At 63.0% G+C, this 19,296-nt stretch carries 17 protein-coding genes; 16 read left to right on the top strand and 1 reads right to left on the bottom strand.

Annotated elements, in window-relative coordinates; all coding sequences use genetic code 11:
* The first annotated feature begins 180 nt into the window (after window positions 1–180).
* The 3 genes from SAS01S_RS00265 to SAS01S_RS00255 all read left to right on the top strand — a co-directional run bounded on the left by SAS01S_RS00265 (window position 181) and on the right by SAS01S_RS00255 (window position 2,773).
* Window positions 181–588, top strand: coding sequence for a hypothetical protein (locus SAS01S_RS00265; protein ID WP_218016218.1), 408 nt, complete (start codon window positions 181–183; stop codon window positions 586–588).
* Window positions 589–656: 68 nt separating this feature from the next.
* Window positions 657–1,703 (top strand): MBL fold metallo-hydrolase, encoded by a 1,047-nt coding sequence (locus SAS01S_RS00260; protein ID WP_245656697.1) that lies wholly within the window; start codon window positions 657–659, stop codon window positions 1,701–1,703.
* 128 nt (window positions 1,704–1,831) lie between these two features.
* On the top strand, window positions 1,832–2,773 hold the full coding sequence (locus tag SAS01S_RS00255; protein WP_066803008.1) for an alpha/beta hydrolase: 942 nt from the start codon (window positions 1,832–1,834) through the stop codon (window positions 2,771–2,773).
* Between the two features lie 98 nt (window positions 2,774–2,871).
* Here SAS01S_RS00255 and SAS01S_RS00250 read toward each other — a convergent pair whose 3' ends face one another.
* On the bottom strand, window positions 2,872–3,810 hold the full coding sequence (locus tag SAS01S_RS00250; RefSeq protein WP_245656696.1) for an alpha/beta fold hydrolase: 939 nt from the start codon (window positions 3,808–3,810) through the stop codon (window positions 2,872–2,874).
* Between the two features lie 203 nt (window positions 3,811–4,013).
* Here SAS01S_RS00250 and SAS01S_RS00245 point away from each other — a divergent pair, with 203 nt between their 5' ends.
* From SAS01S_RS00245 to SAS01S_RS00185, 13 genes are all read left to right on the top strand, one after another.
* Window positions 4,014–4,688: a TetR/AcrR family transcriptional regulator gene (locus SAS01S_RS00245; protein ID WP_066802996.1), complete on the top strand. Its 675-nt coding sequence runs from the start codon at window positions 4,014–4,016 to the stop codon at window positions 4,686–4,688.
* Window positions 4,689–4,782: 94 nt separating this feature from the next.
* Window positions 4,783–6,396, top strand: a complete 1,614-nt coding sequence (locus SAS01S_RS00240; RefSeq protein ID WP_245656695.1) for an FAD-dependent oxidoreductase — start codon at window positions 4,783–4,785, stop codon at window positions 6,394–6,396.
* Window positions 6,393–7,439, top strand: a complete 1,047-nt coding sequence (locus SAS01S_RS00235) for a VOC family protein (RefSeq protein WP_066802992.1) — start codon at window positions 6,393–6,395, stop codon at window positions 7,437–7,439. Before SAS01S_RS00240 ends, SAS01S_RS00235 begins: the two co-directional genes overlap by 4 nt.
* 21 nt (window positions 7,440–7,460) lie before the next feature.
* On the top strand, window positions 7,461–8,450 hold the full coding sequence (locus SAS01S_RS00230; RefSeq protein WP_066802989.1) for a fumarylacetoacetate hydrolase family protein: 990 nt from the start codon (window positions 7,461–7,463) through the stop codon (window positions 8,448–8,450).
* On the top strand, window positions 8,440–9,483 hold the full coding sequence (locus SAS01S_RS00225) for a Rieske 2Fe-2S domain-containing protein (protein ID WP_066802987.1): 1,044 nt from the start codon (window positions 8,440–8,442) through the stop codon (window positions 9,481–9,483). The genes SAS01S_RS00230 and SAS01S_RS00225 overlap by 11 nt, the downstream gene beginning before the upstream one ends.
* A gap of 32 nt (window positions 9,484–9,515) precedes the next feature.
* Window positions 9,516–11,996, top strand: coding sequence for a TonB-dependent receptor (locus tag SAS01S_RS00220; RefSeq protein ID WP_084238349.1), 2,481 nt, complete (start codon window positions 9,516–9,518; stop codon window positions 11,994–11,996).
* Between the two features lie 28 nt (window positions 11,997–12,024).
* Window positions 12,025–14,040 (top strand): acetoacetate--CoA ligase, encoded by a 2,016-nt coding sequence (locus tag SAS01S_RS00215; protein WP_066803157.1) that lies wholly within the window; start codon window positions 12,025–12,027, stop codon window positions 14,038–14,040.
* Between the two features lie 198 nt (window positions 14,041–14,238).
* Window positions 14,239–15,153: an MBL fold metallo-hydrolase gene (locus SAS01S_RS00210; protein ID WP_066802983.1), complete on the top strand. Its 915-nt coding sequence runs from the start codon at window positions 14,239–14,241 to the stop codon at window positions 15,151–15,153.
* A 382-nt stretch (window positions 15,154–15,535) separates the two neighbouring features.
* Complete coding sequence (locus SAS01S_RS00205; RefSeq protein ID WP_066802981.1) at window positions 15,536–16,057, top strand: DUF3489 domain-containing protein; 522 nt, start codon at window positions 15,536–15,538, stop codon at window positions 16,055–16,057.
* A complete protein-coding gene (locus SAS01S_RS00200; RefSeq protein WP_066802978.1) occupies window positions 16,044–16,457 on the top strand; it encodes a DUF2924 domain-containing protein in 414 nt (137 codons plus the stop codon). The genes SAS01S_RS00205 and SAS01S_RS00200 overlap by 14 nt, the downstream gene beginning before the upstream one ends.
* Window positions 16,454–18,115, top strand: a complete 1,662-nt coding sequence (locus tag SAS01S_RS00195) for a recombinase family protein (RefSeq protein ID WP_066802975.1) — start codon at window positions 16,454–16,456, stop codon at window positions 18,113–18,115. Before SAS01S_RS00200 ends, SAS01S_RS00195 begins: the two co-directional genes overlap by 4 nt.
* A gap of 227 nt (window positions 18,116–18,342) precedes the next feature.
* Window positions 18,343–18,672, top strand: coding sequence for a hypothetical protein (locus SAS01S_RS00190; RefSeq protein WP_066802968.1), 330 nt, complete (start codon window positions 18,343–18,345; stop codon window positions 18,670–18,672).
* Window positions 18,672–19,103, top strand: coding sequence for a PIN domain-containing protein (locus SAS01S_RS00185; RefSeq protein ID WP_066802966.1), 432 nt, complete (start codon window positions 18,672–18,674; stop codon window positions 19,101–19,103). The genes SAS01S_RS00190 and SAS01S_RS00185 overlap by 1 nt, the downstream gene beginning before the upstream one ends.
* Window positions 19,104–19,296 lie beyond the last annotated feature (193 nt).

Here is a 19,296-nt window from a genome sequence, read left to right as displayed (position 1 = left end):
CGAGTAAAATTCTACGATCGTGTAAAAATACTAGCTCATGTCACATTTGGCTGAGCTGGATCGTCAGGGCCGTACGGGCTCGCGCACGAAACTGCGCGAGCCACTCGGTCAGGGAAGGTCGATCGCCTGCGCGGTTGCGCAGGCGGGTCGTCGCCAAATGCCACCAACGGGGAGGTTTCAATGAGCAAATTCAACAAGGGTCTGATGGCGCTGCTCGGCATCGCCATGTTCGTGAACGGCATCATCATGCTCTACGATCCGGAATTCTGGTATTATGCGGTGCCGACGGTGCCGGCGACCGGCCCGTTCAATCAGCATTTTCTCCGCGATATCGGCCTCATCTACGTGATGATCGGTGCCGGCTATGTGACCGGTATCTTCTTCCCCGCCCAGCGGATCTGGCTGTGGGCCGCGGCGACTGCCTGGCTCGGTCTGCACGGCTTCTTCCATCTATGGGAAATCGGCGCCGGCATCTGCGGCGCCGACACCATCCTGAAGAACGGCCATGCCGTCTACCTGCCGGCCGTCGTGGGGCTCGTGGGGATCGCCATCGATGTCCGGGAACGACGGGCAATGAAGACCGCGTGATGATCTCCAGTGCCGGGCCACCGGGGATCATGGTCGTGCCGCGGCTCACTCAAACAAGGAAAAGAGAGATGGCAAAAAGTGCTACCTATGGCGCCCTTGCGCTGATCGTGTCGTGCTGCGTCGTCGGCCTTGCCCGGGCCGAAGACCCCGCGCCCACAGGGCAGGCGGTGACGCCCTATCCCGCCATGCCGGACATTGCGCCGATCGGGGTGCGCGTCGACAAATATCTCCCGATCCCCGCATCGGCTCAGGGCCCGGCCATCGACCCCGCCAAGGGCTACCGGATCGAGAAGCTGGGGGAGGGCCTCTATATGGTCACCGACGGCGCCTATCAGTCGATGTTCATGGTCTATGGGACCGGCGTCGTCGTGGTCGACGCGCCGCCATCCTATGCGGGCAAGATCCGCCAGGCGATCGCTGAGATCACGGACAAGCCGATCACCCATCTCATCTACAGTCACTCGCACATCGATCATATCGGCGGTGCCGCGACGCTGGGTGGCCACCCCGTGATCATCGCCCAGAAAGAGACCAGGCGGCTGCTCGCCCGCGCCGCCGACCCGCAGCGACCGCTGCCGACGGTGACGTTCGACAGGAACTATACCCTCAAGCTGGGCACGCAGACGCTCGAGCTGTCCTATCCCGGCAACGGGCACGAGCCCGGCAATATCGAGATCTACGCGCCGGCCCAGAAGACCCTGATGTTTGTCGACATCGTGTTTCCGGGCTGGATGCCGTGGCGCGCGTTCGGTGTCGCACAGGACATCCCCGGATATTTCCAGCAGGTCCGCGATCTCGATCGTCATCCCTTCGAGAAGTTCGTCGGCGGCCATGTCAGCCGGATCGGCACACACGCGGACGTGAAGCTGCAGATCGCGTTCGATGATGACATCCAGGCGGCCGCCGGTGCGGCGCTCAAGAGTCAGCCATACGGGCAGGTCCTCGATCCGGCGGATTTCGGCAATCCCTGGGCCTTGGCCAACGACTATACCGCGCGGGTCGCGCGCGTGTGCGTGGCGACGATGACGCCCAAGTGGAAAAACCGGCTCGCCGCCTTCGATACCTTCATCTGGGAGCAGTGCTACGCCACCGAGCAAAGCCTCCGCGTCGATTAGGCTCCCAGCTCTTTTCTATTAAACACCACGTTCGTAGAATTTTATGGACAGATGCGCGAGCCGCGTGGTAGCGGCGCTTGCGCAGATCAAGTCGGACGCAACGCCGATTGGCGCGAGGGAGAAGATCGATGACGGAGCAAGCCGCTCACTTTGTACGGCCGGACGTGGCCGAGTTCCTGGGGTTCCTGAACGCGCAGGAAGGGCCGCCGATGGAGGAATTGGGGGCCGAGACGGCGCGCGCGATGATCGCCGGGCTGGGGCAGGCGGCCGATGCGCCGCGCGGCGATATCGCCAAGGTCGAAGAAATCATGGTTCCGGGGCCGGGAGGCGAGCTCAAGCTTCGGGTCTATGACAACCGTCCCGATCGGGAAGCCGGACCGGTAATGGTCTTCTATCATGGCGGCGGCTGGGTGATTTGCGATCTCGACACGCACGACGCTTATTGCGCCGAGGCTGCCCGGCAGCTCGACATTCCGGTCGTCTCGGTCGACTATCGCCGCGCGCCAGAGCACGTTTTCCCCGCGGCGCACGACGACGCCGAGGCCGCCGCGCGCTGGATCGCCGACCATTTCCCGTGCACCGGGCTCGTGCTTTCGGGGGATAGCGCGGGCGGCAACATGGCCATTACGACGGCCCTGGCGTTACGCGACAAACCGGCATCGAAGCCGGTCCTTGCGATCAATCCGATCTACCCTGTCGTGACGAGGAAGGGTGATTGGCAAAGCTTTCGCGACTTTGCCGAAGGCTATCTGCTGTCGGTCGATGGCATGACCTGGTTCAACAGCCTGTATGCCGCCGATCCGGCTGATCGCCGTGCGTCCCCGCTCGACTTTCCGGCCGAAGGTCTCCCGCCGACTTTACTCGTGACCGCCGGGCTGGATGCCTTGCGCGACCAGGGCCGTGCCTATGCGGCAAAGCTGGTCACGGCGGGCGTTCCGACCATCTACCGCGAAGCCGCGGGGACGGTTCACGGTTATATCTGCCTGGCGCGGGGCGTTCCCAGTGCGAAGGACGACATCGATGGCGGACTCTCGGCATTGAAGGCGCTGATCGCCGAAGTCGCGAGGTGAGGGGGCGACGCGCTCCTGTCGATGACGACGACGGGAGCGGCCCCCGCAACCGCCCGGCGGCGGTGCGCCGGGTGGTTGCATGATGAGCGTTCGGCTGCTCAGGGCTTATCGATGAAAGCCTGGACGAGGCGAACGGTCGCATTGGGGTTCTCCTGCATGACCCAGTGACCGGAGTTGGTGATCAACCCGGCGGTCACATCGGAAGCAGCGGCGCGCATGATGTCCGCCATTTGCATGCCGAGGCCCTTTTCCGCGCCCAACGCGAGCACCGGCATCGCCAGTTTTCCGTGAGCGACCAGCCACGCCCGGTTATCGTCCGCATCCTGATCAAAGGCACGATATTGCTCGAACACAGAGTGCATTGCGCCGGGGAGCGCATAAAGCGCGGCATAATGGCGTCGCGATCGTTCCGTGAAGCGCTTTGGGTCCGCCGAAAATTCGTTCCAGAAGCGATCGAGATAGATGCGCTCGCGTCCCTTCACGAGCCGCTCCATGTCGGGGCCGCCAAAACGGAAATGCCAGGTCACCGGGCTCTTCGCGATCTCGTCCCAAGGGCCAATACCCGGGATCGGCGCATCAATCACGATGAGCTTGGTTACCCGGGTCGGATATTTTTCCGCAAAGGCAAAAGCGACCATGTTGCCGATATCATGCGCGACGACGTCGGATTGCGCGATCTTCAGCGCGTCCAGCAACTCCGCGATGTCGGTGGCCTGGCTCATCTTGGAGAAGCCGCCCGCCGGCTTCGACGATCGACCCATGCCACGAAGATCAGGGACGATGACGGTATGATTTCGGACCAAGCTTGCAGCCAGTGGAGCCCACATATCACCACTTTCGCCAAAGCCGTGGATCAGGACAACCGCGGGTCCGCTGCCGCCAATGCGCACATGGATCGTCACGCCATGCGCTTCGATGTTCCTGGTGCGAAAGTCGGCGGGATAGGGCAGCTCCTGTGCCCGAGCGGGTGTGGAGACCGCCAACAAAGCAGCCGCCACGAAGGCGAACGGGAATTTGTTCAAAAGGCGATCGGGCAAGCTCATCTCCTCCGGCAGGCCCGTTTTGTGCGGTGCGGCCGCCTCGGGGCAACTATTCCAAGGCAGTGTTTTACCCCCACGATGGCATGTCGCGACCTGGCGGAACGTCCTGGCGCCGTGTTGCAGCGCGTCTGCGGGCCGCGCCATTCACACTAGGGTCGATAGGCGTTACGGCATCTTCGCCAGCCGGGAACAGGAACATCATGACGTCTACGCCAGCGGAACAGAAAGACAATTCCCCGCCCCAGCCCAGTCAACGCCGCAAGACCAACCGGCGCGAGCAACTGCGGGCGGTCGAAACCCGGAAGGCGATATTGGACGCAGCGTTGATCGAATTTGCCGAGCGCGGTTTCGACGGTGCAAGCGTCCGCCGCATCGGCGAGCGAGCCGCGCTCGACTACACGCTGATCACCTATCATTTTCGAACCAAGGACGCGCTGTGGAAGGCGTGCGCCGAATACGCCTTCGAACAGATCGAGGCGCAATGGGACGAAGCCATTCCGCCGGACTCGACGATGAGCGCGTCCGACCGGGTGCGCACCGAGTTCCGCAGCTTCCTCCGCTTCACGGTCGACCACACCGCGTTCCATCATTTCATGCTTCGCGAGAATCAGGGCGCCAGTCCGCGACTCCCGTGGCTCATCGAGAATATCCTGCGCAAGACTCGCGAGCGCATCATGCCGCAGATCCGGGCGGCGCAGAAAGATGGCGAGTTGATCGCCGCTGACCCCGATCTGGTCTATTATATGCTGATCGGAATGACCTCCGTTCTATCGTCGTTGAGCGGCGAAATGTCTCAAACCATAGGGTTTTCTCTGACCGACGAGGCGGCTGTCGAACGCTATTGGGAGCTGGTCGAACGCGCCGTCTTTCAATAAAACACCACGATCGTGTAATTTTAATGGACTCTCTTGCGGAGGCTGTGTTAGCTCTCGCTCCAACATCGGCGAACGGCCGGGGATGGAGAGGGCATTGTTGGATATTCCTGTCATTGTTGCAGGTGGGGGACCCGTTGGTCTCGCGACCGCATACGAGCTTCAGTCGCGCGGTATTCGCGTGCTGCTCGTCGAGCGGAACCCGACAACGACGCGCCATCCCAAGATGGATGTCACTAATGGCCGGAGCATGGAGCTGTTTCGCCGCATGGGCCTGGCGGAGGCGATCCGCGATGCTGCCGTTCCGCGCAGCAGCCCGATGGACGTGGTCTGGGTAACGCGGCTCAACGAATGGGAACTAGCGCGTTTCCCCTATCCTGACGTCGACAGTTGGCGCGATCAAATCCGCGAGACCAATGACGGCTCGCAACCGCTCGAACCCTATATGCGGCTGAGCCAGGTCGTTTTCGAGCCGACGCTACGTGCATTTCTCGAACAATCCCCGCTGGTCGACGTCCGATTTGGCTGGGCGTTCGAGAGTTTCGCGGATGATGGCGAGGGTGTCGAGGTCAGCTTGCGCGAGGTCGCGACCGGCCGGCGCGAAACCAAGCGCTGCGCCTTGCTGGCGGGCTGCGACGGCGGCGGCAGCCTGGTGCGCGAGGCGCTCGGCTTTCGCTGGGAGGGGATACATAATGTGGCGCCCTTCTACATGGTGCATTTCAGGTCCGAGGCGCGCGACCTGCTTCAGCGCTTCGGCATCGCCTGGCACTATCAATCGCCGAGCGGCGCCACGCTGATTGCGCAAGACGACAGCGAGATATGGACGTTGCACTGCATCCTGCCCGAGGGCGCCGCCGCAGAAGAGGTGGTGCCCGAGCAGCTCGTCTTCGACGCGCTGGGCCGCGAGTTCCCGCTCGAAGTGATTCAGGCCAATCCCTGGTCGCCGCACCTGGTACTCGCGACGGGATATGGTCGGGGGCGAGTCTGGCTGGCCGGAGACGCGGTGCACCAGGTCATCCCGACCGGCGGCTATGGGATGAATACCGGCATCGCTGATGCCGTCGATCTCGCCTGGAAATTTGCCGCGGTCCTCGCAGGGTGGGGCGGCCCGGCGCTGTTGTCGAGCATCGAAGCCGAGCGCCGGCCGGTGGGTGCCGGCGTCGTCGAAGCGTCGGGCGGCCATATGCAGGTACGCTTCGAAATCGCCAATGCCTATGATCCGGTGATCCATGAAGCGACGCCGGACGGGGACGCCGCCCGAACGAGATATGGCGAGCTGATCACCTCGCTCGGCAATCTGGAAAACGAGGCGCGCGGCGTCGAGCTCGGCTATCGCTACCGCCATTCGCCGATCGTCTGCACCGAAGCCGACGAACCTGAATGGACGCCGCGTGCCTATGTGCCGAGCACCTGGCCAGGTGCGCGTGCGCCGCACCTGTTCCTGGCGGACGGAAGCGCGCTGTTCGATCATTTTGGACCGTGGTTCACGCTCGTTCGTTTTACGGACGAGGCTGCCGACGCTTTGTTGTCCGCGGCAGCGCAGCGCGGCGTGCCCATCAAGCTGCTCGATATTCGCGACGACCATGCCCGCGCGATCTACGAGCGCGACTTCGTCCTCGTCCGTCCCGACCAGCACGTCGCCTGGCGCGGTAACGCCATGCCCGACGACCCGCTGGCGGTGATCGATCGCATCAGAGGAGCAGCGCAATGATCCCGCCCGTCGATCCGCCCATCAATCCGATCGTCCGTGCCGATGCCCTAGCGCATGTCAGCTACCAGCGCCGCGATCCGGACGGCATGGCGCGCTTTCTCGCTGACTTCGGCTTCATCCCGCTGGCCCCGGCCAGCCGCGGCCGGCAGTATTTTCGGGGCTATGGACGCGACAGCTACTGCGTTGAAGTGATCGCGGCCGAGCGTGATGCGTTTGTAGGCTTCGCCCTCAACGCACACAGCCGCGACGATCTCCACAAGCTGGCGCGGTTCGAAAGCCGCGACGTCGCGCCGGTGGACGGGCCGGGCGGCGGCGAGCGGGTGCGTCTTGTCGATCCGGACGGCAACAGGGTCGATTTCCTGTGGGGTGCAGAGCCGCTGCCGGCGCTTCCCGCACGCAGCGCGCTCAGCGACGTCAACCTGCCGAACGCCACGCCGCGGATCAACCGGCCGGTCCGGTCGGATCCGGCGCCCGCGCCGGTCTTCAGGATCGGCCATGTCGTGCTCCAGACGCAGGCCTTTCCCGACATGATGGAGTGGTACCGCCAGCGGTTCGGCTTCCTGGCATCGGATGTGGCCACGATTGCCGATGGCATACCGGTGTTGGGTTTCTTCCGGCTCGACCGCGGCGATCAGCCCGCCGATCACCATAGCCTCGCTTTGCTGGCCGGGCCGGAAGCGCGGATGCTCCATGTCTCGACCGAAACCATCGATCTCGACGCCGTCGGGCAAGGACAACAGCATCTCCGGGCGCAGGGCTGGAGCCATCATTGGGGGATCGGCCGGCACGTCCTTGGCAGTCAGATCTTCGATTATTGGAAAGACGGCGCCGGCGACGAGTGGGAGCATTATGCCGACGGGGACGTGATGACGTCCGATTACCCGACCGGTGTCCACCCGCTGACGCGCGGCGGGCTTTGGGCCTGGGGCGACGACTTGCCGGATTCGATGCGGCCGCCGGGGCCGCCGCCGGCCGACGCACCCGCCGCTGTCCATGCGATGTTCGACGCGCTGGCAACACCGCCCCGGCCGTGGCTGCGCTGACAAAAGATACCGGAGAGAAAAATGGCCTCGATGATCATTGGATACGATGTCGGACAAGGAGCGCGATGGGCCGTCGTCACCGGCGCCGCGCCGATCCATCCTGACGATCTGGTCGAGGCGCAGGACCTTGCGACCGAGGTCACCACCCTCGGCGATCTTGTCGCCGAGCTCGATGCGGGGCGGGCGCTGCCCTCGGGCCCGGTGGCCGTGCCGGCGCGCGCGATCCTCAGCCCGGTGACGGCGGATGCGACACTCATCTGCCAGGGATTGAACTACCGCGATCACGCGGCCGAGGCGGGACATCATCAGCGCAGGGCCAATCTGCTGTTCGCCAAGGCGAGCAGTTCGCTGTGCGGTCCCTATGCCGATATCGTGCGGCCAGCCGGTGTCGAGCTGCTCGACTATGAGGCGGAGATCGGGATTGTCCTGCGTAGATCGCTGGGGTCGGGCGCCGTGGTCGATCGCTCGAACATCGGATCGTTCGTCGCCGGCGTCGTGCTGTGCAACGACGTGTCGGCGCGGGATACGATGTTCGGCGCGTCGTTCCTGCAATGGTATCGCGGCAAGAGCTACCGCACCTTCTGTCCGACCGGCCCGGTCTTCTATTATCTCGATCAAGGCGATGTCGCCGAGACGATCGGTCAGCTCGATCTGGCGTTGAGCCGGGAAGGCGAGTTGCGCCAGGCGGCGAGCAGCGCAAGCTTCATCTATCCGCCCGAAGAAGCGCTGACCGAGATCGCGGGACTTCAGGACCTTAAGCGCGGCGACCTGCTTCTCACCGGAACGCCGGGCGGCGTCATTGCCCGCGGGACGCCAGAAGTGATCGGGATATTGAGCGCACATCTGGTCGACGACATCCGTCGCCGTGACGAGATCCGCATGGCACTTGGCGCGCCGGCCTTTCTGCAACCCGGCGAAACCCTCTCGCTGACCCTGCGTGACGCGCGGCGAGGCCTTCGTCTTGGCGGCCAGCGGAGCACGATCGTGGAGGACACCGCCCATGTTCATTGATCAGGCATGGTATGTCGCTGCCTGGGCGCGTGAAGTCGCCGACCAGCCCTTCGCGCGGCGTTTGTGCGACATTCCCGTCGTGCTGTACCGCAAGGGCGATGGCGCGATCGCCGCGCTCCACGACCAATGCCCGCATCGCTTCGCGCCGCTTCACCTCGGGACCGTCGAGGGCGATCGGATCCAGTGCCCCTATCACGGGCTCGTCTTCTCGAGCGAGGGGCAGTGCGTCCATAGCCCGCATGGACATGCGCCGAAAGCGGCACGGGTCCGGTCCTTTCCGGTCATCGAGCGCTATTCGCTGATCTGGCTGTGGTTCGGCGATCCCGACCAGGCGGACGCCGACCTCATTCCCGATTTTTCCTGCTTGGTCGATGACGGCCTGCGCACCGTCGGCGGCGTCTTCACGGTCGACGCGCATTACGAACTGATCACCGACAATCTGATGGATCTGTCGCATGTCGCCTTCCTGCACAAGAACGGGATCGGCAGCGACGCCATCGCCACCGGCAAGCATCGGGTCCAGCAGCACGGTACGACGATCTTTTCCGATCGTTGGTGCCCCGACGCGCCCGCGCCGCCGGTATGGGACGCCTTGTTCGGAAACTATGGCAAGAATGTCGACCACTGGCTCGACATGCGCTGGGATCCGCCGGGTAACATGCTGCTCGATGTCGGCGTCACGCCGGCCGGGCATCCGCGCAGCGACGGCATATCCACCCTCGGGCTCGACATATTGACGCCCGAAACGGCTACCAGGACCCACTATTTCTGGGCGATGACCCGCGATTTCGGGCAGGAGAATCCTCAGCTGGACGACCTCATCACCAGCGCCACCGAGCAGGCGTTCCTTCATGAGGATCTGCCGATGCTCGAAGCCGTCCAGACGCAGATGGGCGCTCGCACGTTCGACGAGATGAAGCCCCTTTTACTGCCCTTTGACGAAGGCGCCGTCCGGGCCCGCCGCGTGGTCGCCGCTGTGCTGCAGGCCAAGCGGGCCATCGAGAAGCCGCTGACGAAGAGAGAAATAAGCTAACAAAAACAAGAATATATAATTGGGAGGGATGAATGAAACAGTATCTTGTGATCCTGTTGGGCACGACCGCGCTTGGCCTGTCGACACCCGCTTGGGCCGTTCAGCAAGCGCTCTCGTCCACGAGGCAAGGCGGAACGACGGACACCGCGCCGGGATGTGTTCCCAAGGAGCCCGCGCCATCCATGGCAGCGCCAGGCCCAACGGCCGGGGACGGCCGCTTGTCTTGTACCGACCAAGTGGCGTCGGCCGCGCGGCCGGCCGACACCGGCAAGAACGATTCCGCGCCCGACGATATCATCGTCACCGCGCAGAAACGGTCCGAGCGATTGAGCGACGTGCCGCTCTCGATCACCGCGGCATCGGGCGACCAGCTCGCCAACGCCGGCATCACGCGCCCGGCCGATCTTGAAAAGATCGCGCCAGGACTGACCTTCAGACCCAGCACGTACGGATCGCCGGTCCTCACGATCCGGGGCATCGGATTCTATGACGTCGCGGTGGCCGTCGCGCCGACGGTCAGCGTGTACAGCGACCAGGTGCCGATCCCCTATCTGGCGATGACCGAGGGCGCGTCGTTCGACGTCGAGCGCGTTGAGATATTGAAGGGGCCGCAAGGCACGCTGTTCGGGCAGAATTCCACGGGCGGGGCGATCAACTATATTCCCGCCAAGCCGACCGACGCTCTGACGTCGGGCTTTGACTTTACCTATGGCCGTTTCAATGAGGTCGATGCGCAAGGGTTCGTCAGCGGCCCGATCTCCGGAGATCTGAAGGGACGCATCGCGGTTCGCCATGAATATGCCGACGGATGGCAGGTCAGCCAGAGCCGGCCGTCGGACCGGCTCGGACGGCGCGATTTCACGACCGGCCGCGCGATCCTGGACTGGAGCACGAGCGGTCTGCGGCTCGAACTGATCGCCAACGGATGGATCGACAAGAGCGAGACGCAAGCCGGACAGTTCATGCGCTACGATCCGCAGATTCCGGCGTCGGCCGGGGGCTATACCGATCTCGAGGCGGCCTTGCTTGCCATCGCACCGGCGCCGGACAAGAGCCGGATTGCTGATTGGGACCCTGGCGTCAGCCTCAGGCGCAACGACCATTTCTATCAATTCTCGCTGCGCGGCGACATCGATCTGTCGGATTCGATCACGCTGACGTCGATCAGCGCCTATTCGCACCTCAAGCAATGGGCGCCCGTCGACACCGACGGCGTTCCCGAGACAAATTTGCGGCTGACGATCGATGCGCGGATCAAGAGCTTCTCGCAGGAACTGCGCATTGCGAGCGCGAAGGGGCCGCTTCGCTGGATGATCGGCGGCAATTACAGCAATGACACGACCGACGACCGGGAAATCGGCAATATCCTGGCCAGCAACAGCGGGTTTGGACCGCTCCGGTACAGCGAATTCGCCATCGGCAACGCGCAGAAGATCGAGTCGAAGGCCGGGTTCGGCAGCATCGACTATGAATTCGTCCATGGCCTGACCCTGCAATTGTCGGGCCGCTACAATGATCAGACCAATCGGTTCCGCGGTTGCCTCTACGATAGCGGCAATGGCGACATCTCGACGGTCTTCAGCTTCGTTTCCAACCTGCTGCGCGGTTTTGCCGCCCCTGTGGTGGCGCTCCAGCCGGGTGCCTGCGCGACGCTGGGCGAGGTCGGCTATGGAACGCCCAATGTCCCGGTCCCGATCGTCGCGAAGCGGTTGTCGGAAGACAATTTTTCGTGGCGCGCCGGGCTGAACTGGAAGCCGGATCGCGACACGCTGCTCTACGCCAATGTGACCAAAGGCTATAAAGCAGGTAGTTTCCCCACGGTGCCGGGACTGTTCCCGACCCAGTTCGATCCGGTGACGCAGGAATCGGTGCTCGCGTTCGAGGCCGGCTTCAAGATTGCCGCCTTCGATCGGCGGCTGCAGCTCGACGGTGCCGGCTTCTACTACAAATATAACGACAAGCAGATCGCCGGCTATGTCGGCACCGCATTCGGCAATCTGCCGAGCCTGGTGCAGATCCCGCGCTCCTCCGTGCGGGGCGGGGAGCTCAGCCTGAACTGGCGGCCCATCGATGGCCTGAGACTCAATGCCGGCGTGACCTATGTCGATACACGGATCGACCGCAGCTTCATGACCAATGACCCGAACGGGACGACGATCGACGTCAAGGGTGCGTCATTCCCGGGCACGCCGAAATGGCAGGCGAACGCGGATGTAGATTATCGCGTGCCGCTGAATGCCAAGGTCGAACTGACGATGGGCGGCAATATCAGCTATCGCTCGTCATCGCAGGCGGCGTTCGGTGGGCTGAGCGAGTTCGAAATACCGGGATATGCCACGCTCGATCTCCGGCTCGGCGTGGGCGCTCTGGATTCGCGCTGGAAGGCCCAGATCTGGGGTCGAAACGTCACCAACAAATTCTACCTCACCAACGTGACCGACGTGATCGACACGGTGGTTCGCTTGACGGGAAGGCCGGCGACCTACGGCGTTACGCTCAGTTACCGTTACTGACATGGGCGCAGATTGCTGTGCGCGCATGATGACCCGGCAGACGCTTATCCGGGAGTTCGAGGCACGTGTCGCCGAGGAGCATGGGCTGGTCTTTGCGAGCTTCGAGGAGTTGCATCGCTGGTCGGTCGATAAGCCGGCTGACTTCTGGGAAGCGCTGTGGCGTTTCGATGGCATTCAGTCGCGGTCACCTTATTCCGAGGTGCTGACCGAGGATCGCATGCCGGGCGCGCAGTGGTTTGTCGGTGCCGAGGTGAATTATGCGCGACAGGTCTTTCGGCACGCAGATGCCGCCGACGCCGATGGGCAACCGGCCATCATCGCGGAAGACGAAGGCGGCGCGGTCGTTTCGCTGGGATGGCATGAGCTGCGCCGCCGATCCTTCTCGCTAGCCTGCGAGTTGCGGCGGCTCGGGCTGGGGCCGAGCGACCGTGTCGCAGCGTATCTTCCCAACCGGGTCGAGGCGGTGATCGCGTTTCTCGCTTGCGCGTCGATCGGCGTCATCTGGACGGTCTGCGCCCCCGACATGGGGACGCCCGCTATTGTCGATCGGTTCAGCCAGGTCGAGCCGAAGCTGTTGATCGCAACCGACGGGGCATTCTATGCCGGCAAGGGGCGGGACCTCGCGGACACGGTACGATCGATCGCCGCCGCGCTGCCGACACTCGAGCAGGTCGTTCTGGTCCGCTCGGGTCATTCGCGGGGACATATCGGACACACGCTGGACTTTGCGGATCTCACCAGCCGCGACGACGAAGAGGTGCGGCTGTTCGAGCCTTCATGGCTGCCGTTCGACCATCCTTTGTGGATATTATATTCGAGCGGCACGACAGGAAAACCGAAAGCGATCGTGCATGGGCATGGCGGGATCATCCTGAACGCCGCCGCGATGCGGCTCCACATGGACCTTCGGCCGAGCTATGGCGCCGTCGGCCGGCACGAGCGTTTTCACTGGTTCAGCTCGACCGGCTGGATGGTGTGGAATGCCCAAATCGGGGGCCTGCTAAGCGGCACAACCATCTGCATTTACGACGGCAGCCCATCGGGGCCGAAGGAGCGGGTCGATTGGTCTACCTTGTGGCGTTTCGCGGCGCGGCACGAGGTCAGTTTCTTTGGCTCGGGTGCCCAATTCTTCACCACATGCCTGCGGTCCGGCGTCGATTTTTCCGCGGTCGGCGATCTGTCGTCGCTCAGGACGATCGGCAGCACCGCGTCGCACTTGCCCGCCGAGGTCCAGGTCGAGCTGTCGAAGCGGCTCGCGGCATCGGCCCATGTCGACCCTTTTTGGCTGAACAGTTCGGGCGGAACCGACATTTGCGGCGTCTTCTGTACCGGCGATCGCGACCTGGCACCGGCCCCTGGGCGGATGCAATGCCGCCAGCTCGGCGCGGCGGTCGAGGCGTGGAGCCCGGAGGGTAAGCCGCTTGTCGGCGAGGTCGGCGAACTCGTCTGCGTCAAGCCCATGCCGTCGATGCCGCTCTATTTCTGGGGTGATCTGGATGGGAGCCGGTACCATGATTCCTATTTCGGCATGTTCCCGGGCATCTGGCGGCACGGCGACTGGATCCGGCTCAATGCGGACGGGAGCTGTGAGATTTTCGGGCGCAGCGACGCCACGATCAATCGCGGCGGCCACCGGATGGGGACGAGCGAAATCTACGATGCGATCGAGCGTGTGGACGGCGTCGGCGACAGCCTGGTGATCGATGTCCGGACCGAGCCCGGTGAAAGCGAACTGCTTGCCTTCATCGTCGCTGCGACGCCTGCCTCGCAGCCGGAACTGACCTCGCGGATAGCTCAAGCGATCCGGACATCGCTCTCGCCGCGCTTTGTCCCGGACCATGTCTATACCGTCCCCCAAATCCCCCGGACGCTCTCGATGAAAAAGCAGGAATTGCCCATCAAGCGCCTGTTCGAGGGACGGTCGCTGACCGAGGTAATCGACCCCGCCGCCATGGCGAATCCGGAGTGCCTTGGCGATTATGTCGATTTGGCCGAAGCGTTCCGCGCGCTGCGTCAGGAAGCTGGCGCTCCCGATCGGACGTGACCGCCGGCGCGTCCGACGTCGCGATACTATCCGTCGGCGGTGTCCGGTTCACGGCGCACTGCATTATGGGTGGCGGGACCTATACCCTCGTATGGTTCGGTCACTGCCTCGACCCCAATCGACCACAAACCCGGCGCCACCTAATCTTCTCGACGCCACGCAAGGCGCGCTTGAGAGCGTGATCAGGAGGTTAGAAACATGAAGCCGGACAATATTACGAACCCCGTCGGACCGGGGTCTGACGAGCTGGTCCCGTCACGCTATGCGCTGCGGATCGGCGACATCGAGGTGCTGGTGATCAGCGACGGCGTGCTGCCGCTGTCTACTGAAACTATGTCGACCAACGTCGATCCCGCCGAGCGCGATGCATGGTTCAAGGACATGTTCCTTGGCCCCGACGCGTTCGACTGGGCGCTGAACGTGCTAGTGGTGCGCAGCGGCGATCAAACCATTCTCATTGACGCCGGTCTGGGCGGGCAGTTCGACGGCTTTCCGCGTGCCGGCCAGTCGCTTCGGCGGATCGAGGCGGCCGGCATCGATCTGGGATCGGTGACCGACGTCGTGCTCACGCACATGCACATGGACCATGTCGGCGGGCTGCTTGACGACGACGTGAAGAGCCGGTTGCGTCCGGACCTGCGGATTCACGTTGCCGCCGCGGAGGTCGATTTCTGGGCGGCGCCCGACTTCTCGCAAACCGATATGCCGGATCCGGTGCCGGAGGTACTCCGGTCGACCGCCAAGCAGTTCCTCGACCAGTATCACAACAAGCTGCAGACGTTTGAGGACGAGCATGAAGTTGCCCCTGGCGTCGTCGCCATGCGCACCGGCGGTCACACGCCGGGACACAGCGTGGTCCGCGTAACCTCCGGCGGCGACAGGCTGACCTTCGCCGGTGACATCGTGTTCCCCGTCGCGTTCGACCATCCCGACTGGCACAACGGGTTCGAACACGACCCGGAGGAGTCGGTCCGCGTTCGTATTCGCATGTTGCAGGAAGCCGCGGCCTCCGGTGAATTGCTCGTGGCAACGCATATGCCGTTCCCGTCGGTCGGCCATGTCGCCCTCAACGGCGATCGCTTTCGCTGGGTGCCTGCCTTCTGGGATTATTGACGAATTATTGGATCAGGATGGTAATCGGGGCGTGTTCTCAAGTTGTTAGACGAGGACGCGCCCCAGGTAATAACAGCCACCATTACGGTACCGCCCCGCTGCCATTTTGACGTGGCAGACCGCAATCGACATAACTGCTGTTATCGATCCGCCGGATTGGCGAGATTCAATCCTAGTGGTTTACCAGATCGGTTGTCGCCGCAATGGAGCCGATAATCAGGGCGAGCTAGACAAAGCATTCGACTTCGCTCGCGAACGGAGCGAACAGCACAGGCATCGAGTCGCCGCCTGAGGGGCTGGCGACGTGCCCCGGATGACGCGATCATCGGGGCTGAGGCTGGTGGGAGCGGCATGTCGCCGCTCGTCCGAGACGGAGACCACCATGCCCAAACTCAACGATACCCAGCTGATCCTGCTGTCGGCCGCCGCGCAGCGCGACGACCTCAGCCTCTATCCGCTGCCCGATACGCTGCAGGCCAATGCGCGGACGACCAAGGCGATCACGGCCCTGGTCGAGAAAGCGCTCGCCGAGGAGCGCGAAACCGTCAGCGCCGCAGCGGTGCATCGCACCGATGGTGATGTTCGCTACGGCCTGTTCGCGACCGACACAGGTCTGGCCGCAATCGGTATCGGCGATGGAGCAGGAGAGGGCGCACCTGCCACAGCATCCCCGCCCGCCGAGAAACCCGCGCGCGTGACCAAGGCGTCGATGATCGTCGAGCTGCTCAAGCGCGAACAGGGCGCCAGCCTCGAAGAACTGATCGCCGCGACCGACTGGCTCCCGCACACCACACGCGCCGCATTGACCGGCCTGCGCAAGAAGGGCCATGAGGTCGCGCGCATCAAGGTCGACGGCAAGACCTGCTATACCATTGTCGCCGAGGCCGATCGTGGCGAAGGTTGAGGAAGCTCTCGCTCGGCTGCCGACCCTGTCGTCGGCCGAGCTCAAGGCCGAATGGCGGCGGCTGACGAACACGCCGCTGCCGCGCATCTCGCCCAGCCTGTTGCGGCTTGCTCTCGCCTGGGAAATCCAGGCGAGAGCGTATGGCGGCCTGTCGCGCGAGACGACGCGCACGCTCGATCAGCTTGCCGCCGCCAAGACCAAGACCAGCCCGGTCACCGCCGGTATGCGACTGGTGCGCGAGTGGAACGGCAAGGCCCATGTCGTCACTGTCGGTGAGGACAAGGTCATCCGCTGGAACGGTCGCGACTATCGCTCGCTGAGCGAAGTTGCGCGGGCCATCACTGGCACGCGCTGGTCGGGGCCAGCTTTCTTCGGTCTCAAGAAGAAGGTCGCGGCATGAAGCAGGTGCGCTGCGCGATCTACACGCGCAAGTCGAGTGAGGAGGGACTGGAGCAGGATTTCAATTCGCTGGACGCCCAGCGCGAGGCCTGTTCGGCCTACATCCTCTCCCAGGCGAGCGAAGGTTGGGCACAGATTCCCGACCGGTATGACGATGGCGGTCTGTCGGGCGGTACGCTTGAGCGGCCCGGCCTAAAACGCCTTCTAGCCGACGTCGCCGACGGCAAGATTGATATCATCGTCGTCTACAAGGTCGATCGGCTGACCCGCTCGCTGCTCGATTTCTCGAAGCTGGTCGAGGCGTTCGACAAGGCGGGCACCTCGTTCGTGTCGGTGACGCAATCGTTCAACACCACGACCAGCATGGGGCGGCTCACGCTCAACATGCTGCTGTCGTTCGCGCAGTTCGAGCGCGAGGTGACCGCCGAGCGCATCCGCGACAAGATCGCGGCGTCCAAGGCAAAAGGTATGTGGATGGGCGGTATCCCGCCGCTTGGCTACGAGCCCGAAGGGCGCAGCCTCAAGATTGTCGACGCGCATGCCGACTTGGTCCGCGATATCTTCGATCGCTACCTCCGGCTCGGCAATGTCCGGCATGTTGCCGAAGAACTGGCGCGGGATGGCATCGTCTCTCCGGTTCGCATCAAAGCGAAGTCTGGAGTTCGGTTCGGTGGCGTGCCGCTCAGCCGCGGCCAGATCTACGGCATCCTCAAATGCCCGACCTATGTCGGCGAGGTGCACCACAAGGGACAGGTCTATCAGGGCACCCACGACGCGATCGTCACGCGGGATGTTTGGGAACAGGTCCAGAAGGTGCTGGCCAACAACCTGCAGGGCAGGCGTAGCGGCGGTGCCGGGGCGGAGACGCCGAGCCTCCTGGCCGGCAAGGTAGTCGATGCGGCGGCAATCCCGCTCATTCCCGTCCATGCCTGTAAGGGCAAGGTCCGGTATCGCTATTATGTCAGCCGCGAGCTTCAACACGGTACGGCGAAGATCGGCATGCGTATTCCGGCGCGAGAGATTGAGACTGCGGTCGTCGAACGGCTGGGCGAATTGTTCGACAATACGGTGGCGCTGATGTCGATGACGGGGATGGAATTCGCGTCGCATGACCTTGCGGCGCTCGCCGAACGAGCCGGGCGGATTAAGCTGGCGATCAGGGCGCGGGAGCCGGTCGCCATCCGACGCCTCGTGGACCGCGCAAGCATTCTCGACGGCAGGATCGAGATTGCATGCTCTACCGAAGCGATTGCCGAAATGCTGGGGCTGTCCCGTCAGCAGGGCGGGCCACTTTTAGTGACGCTAAACAGTGATGTCCGGCTGACTCGGGCCGGGAAGGCGATGCTGCTTGTTCAATCCAACGGCGCTGCGGTGAGTAAGGGGGCCGATGTTTCGTTGATCGGCTTGCTGATCAAGGCGCGACGGTGGTGGACGCAGCTGAGGCAAGGGGAGATGGATGTCACAACGCTAGCCCACGTGGAGGGGGTGCATTCGTCCTATCTTACGCGAGTGTTGCGGCTCGCGTTTCTGGCGCCGGCGGTGGTCGATGCCATTCTGACTGGCACCACGCTGCCGTACGTCGATGGAAGGCTGCTTACACTTGGGGAAGGTATTGATCCGGCTTGGGCTGCGCAGCGGGCCGCCTTGCTGCCGACGTGACTGTTTTGCTCCCTAAAATCGGCCATTCAGGCGACGGACGTGGGATGCCAAAAGCGGCTGTTCGCAAACCGAACATTATTCGATGAGACATCAACCTAGCCACCGAAGGCTCATGCCGACTTGTGAAGTGTCGGCGGTAAGCCCTCCGTCATAAGCGGCTGGCTTGCACAGATAGCTTTGGTTAGGGTTTCGAGGCCGACTCTACTTCAAGATCACGGGGAGTGAGCATGCCCAGCAGACAGATTGTATGGCTGTCATTCGACATGGGACTGCGGGGCGATCTCGAGGGATTGTATGCGTGGTTAGACCAGCACAAGGCGAAAGAATGTGGCGACGGAGTCGCGTTCCTCGAATATGCCCACGACGGCAAAACTCTGCCGGATAAGCTAAAAGCGGATCTCGAAAAGTCTGTAACTTTTGACAAGCGCTCGCGAATTTACGTGATTTGGCGCAACAACGCACACAATATGAAAGGGCGCTTCATTGTTGGTTCGCGGCGTGCCGCGCCTTGGGTAGGTATGGCCCCTGGTGCAGTCGTCGATGATGATGAAGGCTGATGCCGAACACGCTAATTGATACCGGGGTTTGGCTGTCGCTCGTCGACCCGAACGACGGCGTGGCACCTCGCGCTACGGTGGACGCGATCGATGACCTACTTCACGGCCATACAATTGTCTTGCCTTGGCCAGTTGGTTTCGAAACGTTACGCACGAGACTAGCGAGGAAGCGACTGCCCATGCAGGCGCTCGAACGGCGTTTGAAATCAACCAAGCTCGAATGGGTTGATGATGGGCCTTATCGTGCGAGCGCTTTGGAATTCACGTTCCAGGCAGCATTGAGAGAAGGTCGGGCTCTTAGCATGGTCGATTGTCTCATTCGTTTAATGCTCGACGATCTCAACCTGCGGATCAATTATTTAGCCACTTGGAATGAACGCGATTTCGAGGACGTCTGCCAGCCACGGGGCATAGTCATTCTCCCCGGATGATCCACGCACATGTGAGCTATCACCCCAATGTCGGTCATTTTCGTCCAATTAGGGTCGCCCAAAGCTGTCGTCGATGATAGCCAACTGACGTGACGACAAAGCTCCACGAGATTGCTGAGAGCATACGCTCCACGCCCATCCTTTTTCGGACTTTTCAGGCATCCTCAGGTGGAGCTGAAGCCGTGATTTCAAG

This window comes from Sphingomonas asaccharolytica NBRC 15499, from assembly GCF_001598355.1.
In the GTDB taxonomy this organism is placed as follows: Bacteria; Pseudomonadota; Alphaproteobacteria; order Sphingomonadales; family Sphingomonadaceae; genus Sphingomonas; species Sphingomonas asaccharolytica.
Note: the sequence above shows the minus strand (reverse complement) of the source record. Positions and strands in the feature narration are given on the sequence as shown.